A 3816-nucleotide genomic window follows, 5' to 3' on the forward strand; every position below is an offset into this window, starting at 1 on the left:
ATGTGTATAAGAGACAGCGCATCGACCTCGGCTCAGATCGACCATGGGGTTCCTCGGCCGCATTGCGCCCAGCTTCGGACGATCACGCGTCCTGAAACGAGAAAAGCCACCTGTCACCAGGTGGCTTTCTTGTGGTCCCGGCTGGGATCGAACCAGCGACCTTCCGCGTGTGAGGCGGACGCTCTCCCCCTGAGCTACGAGACCGGATGAACGAGGACGAACACTAGCACGGCCACCCCCCCGAGTATCAATGCGCAGGGCACTTTTCGCGCAATTCACCCCTCTGACATGCGGAGTTGTGCTGGCTCACATGTGTCCGCTAATGTTCTGCATCGCGACGGGCGACGATCTCGCCCGTGGCACGCGGATGTAGCGCAGTTGGTAGCGCATCACCTTGCCAAGGTGAGGGTCGCGGGTTCGAATCCCGTCATCCGCTCGAGGGTGTCAAGTGGCATCAACCCCTTGCGGTGGAGTGGCCGAGTGGTGAGGCAACGGCCTGCAAAGCCGTGCACACGGGTTCGATTCCCGTCTCCACCTCCGTCCCAAGGCTCTAAGCGCGGTTAGCTCAGCGGGAGAGCGCTTCCCTGACACGGAAGAGGTCGCTGGTTCAATCCCAGTACCGCGCACCAGGATCGACGCAGTTCAGAACAGGTATCCGGCCTCGCAACTGCCCGACATGGCCACATGTGGGTTAACGGGCTCTAATAGGTGTAGCTGGCTCCGAAAATCGGAGGAGCCTCGCCATGACCACCACCACCGAAGAAGTTCCACTTCCCGCGGGTGCAGACCCGGCTGGGGAGACGACTGGGAGCCTGAAGACTATCGCTGCGCCTGGTCATGCCCTGAAGTGGTGCCCAACGGGGCCACAGCAGACGGAGACGTGCGATGCGTAGTCATCCGATACCGCAACGGGCCCATCGCAGTAGACGGCGACGACGAGCCCCTGGTGTACGTCGGCGGTAGCCCGTACACGCTGACAAACGCCCGGACCCTGGCCAGGCCATTCTCAACACCGTCGACCCCGCAGAACGGTGGGCCGGAATCCAGATCCAGGATGTAGGGCTGTGATCGCCGAAGTTGCCGGCGTTGAAGGCGATGACCTTTTATTGACCGCACCAAAAAGGATGGAGCGCGATGACCAACGTCAGCGCCAACCCAGGTGAGCTTGAGCAGCTTAGGGCTGACCTCCTGTAGCGGCTGGGAGCTCGCCCATTGAGAATATGGCCCCCCGGTCTCATCCGAGCTGTCATCGCCGTCCTGGACATACACGTCGTTGCTCCTGCGCCTGAGCCTGGGCGCCGTTTTCCAGATTGGCTGCGGCCGGGGGCACGGAAAGCTCGACTCCTCAGATAGCAAATCCAAAAACTTCCGGGTGCTGAAAAGCGCAGTCCAACTGCAGTCTCGGTGACTAAAGTCGGCCAACGTGGACCCACTTTATGCAGCTGCTGCAGTTTACGGGCTAATCTTCGCTGCCGGCGGAGCGGCGGTCGCGAATTCGAAGAACCGCCCGTGGGCAGAGGGCCTACTCCTCGGACTTTTCCTGGGCCTAATTGGCTTCATCATCGAGGCTTGCCTTTCTGCAAAACCGCCGCAACCTGGCCGCAATCGCGAGAGAGACGGCAGTCAACGGTATGGGAACGTCACAGCATGGACTGACAGCCCAGCCACATTGCAAGCGCAAACTAAAGCGTGCCCGGACTGCGCCGAGACCGTCCTCGCCGCCGCGCGGGTATGTAAGCACTGCGGCTATCGCTTTGCCGCCCGACCCATGTCCGCCCCATCTAAAGCGGACCCTCAAGCGAAGCCAGCGAGGACGACAAGCAAGGTCAGGTGTTTCCACTGCCAGCACATTCAAGTAGAGCCACTCGCCAAATCGACATTCCTGTGCGAGCGATGCGAAACGAAGTTGAGGCGCCTACCTAAATCTTCTGGAAGAATCTGACGACACATTGCCTTGGCCTCACTGGGTGACTGGGTGCAAACTCGGCAATCGTGACCGGAGCGCCCGAATCTCTCGGCGCCGCACCTTCGCGGGCAAATATTTCTCCTGGGTTGATCCTCTTCGCTGATCGTCTGCCGCAAAGGCGCAGGTGAAGGTCACTTTTTAAAAATCTGAGGGATCGCTCAGGCCTCGTTTTCCACGGCTCGCGGCGTCAAAAACGGGCGAGGACTCGGCGACCCCGACGCCCAACTGGATACGTTGGCCGGCCTGGATCGGCTGGGCTGACCCACCCGCCAGGCGGTACGCCGCCAGAGCCGGGAACAGGACGACCACCCCGGCGGATTTCGTCAACCTTCGGTTGACGCAATCATATCGTCAACCTAACGTTGACGCCATGGCCGACCCCACGCCTCTCGCCCAACCCGTCCGCCTCGATGACCTCATCAACGCCATCGCCAGCGTGCACGAGGACGCCCTAGATCGGTTGACCGATGCCGTGCTGGCCGCCGAACACCTCGGCGAAGTCGCCGACCATCTGATCGGGCACTTCGTCGATCAGGCGCGGCGCTCGGGGGCGTCGTGGACCGACATCGGCAAGTGCATGGGAGTCACCAAGCAGGCGGCGCAGAAGAAGTTCGTCCCGCGTCCCGAGGCCGCCACGCTGGATCCCGAGCAGGGCTTCGCCCGATTCACCCCCCGGGCCCGCAACGCGGTGGTGGCGGCCCAGAACGCGGCAAGCCTGGCTCGCAGCAGCGAGATCACCCCCGATCATCTCGTCCTTGGGCTCCTTGACGATCCCGGCGCGCTGGCCACCACCCTGCTCACCGCGCAGCACATCGACCCGCAGGCCGTCGCTGCCGCCATCACCCTTGAGCCCAGCGACACCGAACCGCCCGCACTGATCCCCTTCAGCGGCCCGGCCCGCAAGGCACTGGAGTTGACCTTCCGCACCGCACTTCGCCTCGGCCACAACTACATCGGCACCGAACACCTGTTGCTGGCGCTGCTGGAAGCCGAAGACGGCACCGGCCCTCTGCACCGCGCCGGAGTCGACCGGGATCGGGCCGAAGCCGATCTGGCGCGAGCACTGGAGGCGATCGCCGCGACTCTGGCCTCCCCCGATTCTGAAACCACGGGCTGACCGGCCGGACCACCAAGGCGTGAACCCGCCCGGGCAAGGCCGCTGCACCCGCGAGGCCGATGTGCCATCATGCCCAGAAGCAAACGAAGAGGACATGATGCATCGCTGGATTCTGGGCCTGGTCACTTCCGTCGTCACCGCGGTGGCCGCGCTCACCCTGCCGGCGTCTGGATACGCCACGCCGACCACCACCCCCGAAGCACCGATCGGGCGTCTCGGCGACACGCTGCGCATCTCCTACCACGACGAGGCATTCGGACCGATCGTCGCCGATGTCACGGTGCATGACGTGGTGCCCAGCGAGATCCCCCCGGGCTGGGGCGCGAACGGCTCGCCGCGCTGGCGTAACCAGGGCGGCCCCTGGCGGGCGAATGTGACCGTCCACCCGATCTCGGTGCCCAACCCCTACATCATGGCCGCCTCGGTCACCTTCGACGGCGTCACGCCCGGCGGCGACGCCTACGTGTCCAAGCACACCGACGACCCGACCACCCTGGACGCGCTGCTGACCAACGCTCCGGCGGGCTCCACCGTCAACGGCGGGGTGTACTGGGATGTCTACCGCGGCTTGGTCACCCACGTGGTGATGCTGTCGCGCAACACCGGCCTGCGGTTGGCCCAGTGGAATCTGTGAGCTAACCCCCGGCTTGATTCGGCGGTCCAGCTTCGCCTCTCCTTCGTCGAGGCTCGCTAACCCCCGGGCTTGATTCGGCGGTCCAGCTTCGCCTCTCCT

The 3816-nt window shown here is 64.0% G+C and carries 3 protein-coding genes and 4 tRNA genes; 6 read left to right on the forward strand and 1 reads right to left on the reverse strand.

The features are described 5' to 3' along the window. Window positions 1-132 precede the first annotated feature (132 nt). Window positions 133-204, reverse strand: a tRNA-Val gene (locus LI92_RS20280). A gap of 159 nt (window positions 205-363) precedes the next feature. Between LI92_RS20280 and LI92_RS20285 the strand changes: the two genes are divergently transcribed. The 6 genes from LI92_RS20285 (at window position 364) to LI92_RS20305 (ending at window position 3717) form a co-directional block, all read left to right on the forward strand. After that, window positions 364-436, forward strand: a tRNA-Gly gene (locus LI92_RS20285). A gap of 30 nt (window positions 437-466) precedes the next feature. Then, a tRNA-Cys gene (locus LI92_RS20290) sits at window positions 467-537 on the forward strand. Between the two features lie 17 nt (window positions 538-554). Further along, window positions 555-629: transfer RNA gene (locus tag LI92_RS20295), tRNA-Val, on the forward strand. Between the two features lie 794 nt (window positions 630-1423). Then, window positions 1424-1942: a zinc ribbon domain-containing protein gene (locus LI92_RS24540; protein WP_082109829.1), complete on the forward strand. Its 519-nt coding sequence runs from the start codon at window positions 1424-1426 to the stop codon at window positions 1940-1942. Between the two features lie 394 nt (window positions 1943-2336). Beyond that, window positions 2337-3083 (forward strand): Clp protease N-terminal domain-containing protein, encoded by a 747-nt coding sequence (locus tag LI92_RS20300; protein WP_046322067.1) that lies wholly within the window; start codon window positions 2337-2339, stop codon window positions 3081-3083. Window positions 3084-3180: 97 nt separating this feature from the next. Continuing rightward, the gene (locus LI92_RS20305; RefSeq protein WP_046322069.1) at window positions 3181-3717 is read left to right on the forward strand and encodes a hypothetical protein; all 537 of its coding nucleotides are present in this window, start codon (window positions 3181-3183) and stop codon (window positions 3715-3717) included. Window positions 3718-3816: the final 99 nt, after the last annotated feature.

Origin of the sequence: Mycobacterium sp. UM_Kg1 (assembly GCF_000972925.1) — a bacterium.
Taxonomy (GTDB): Bacteria; Actinomycetota; Actinomycetes; order Mycobacteriales; family Mycobacteriaceae; genus Mycobacterium; species Mycobacterium hiberniae.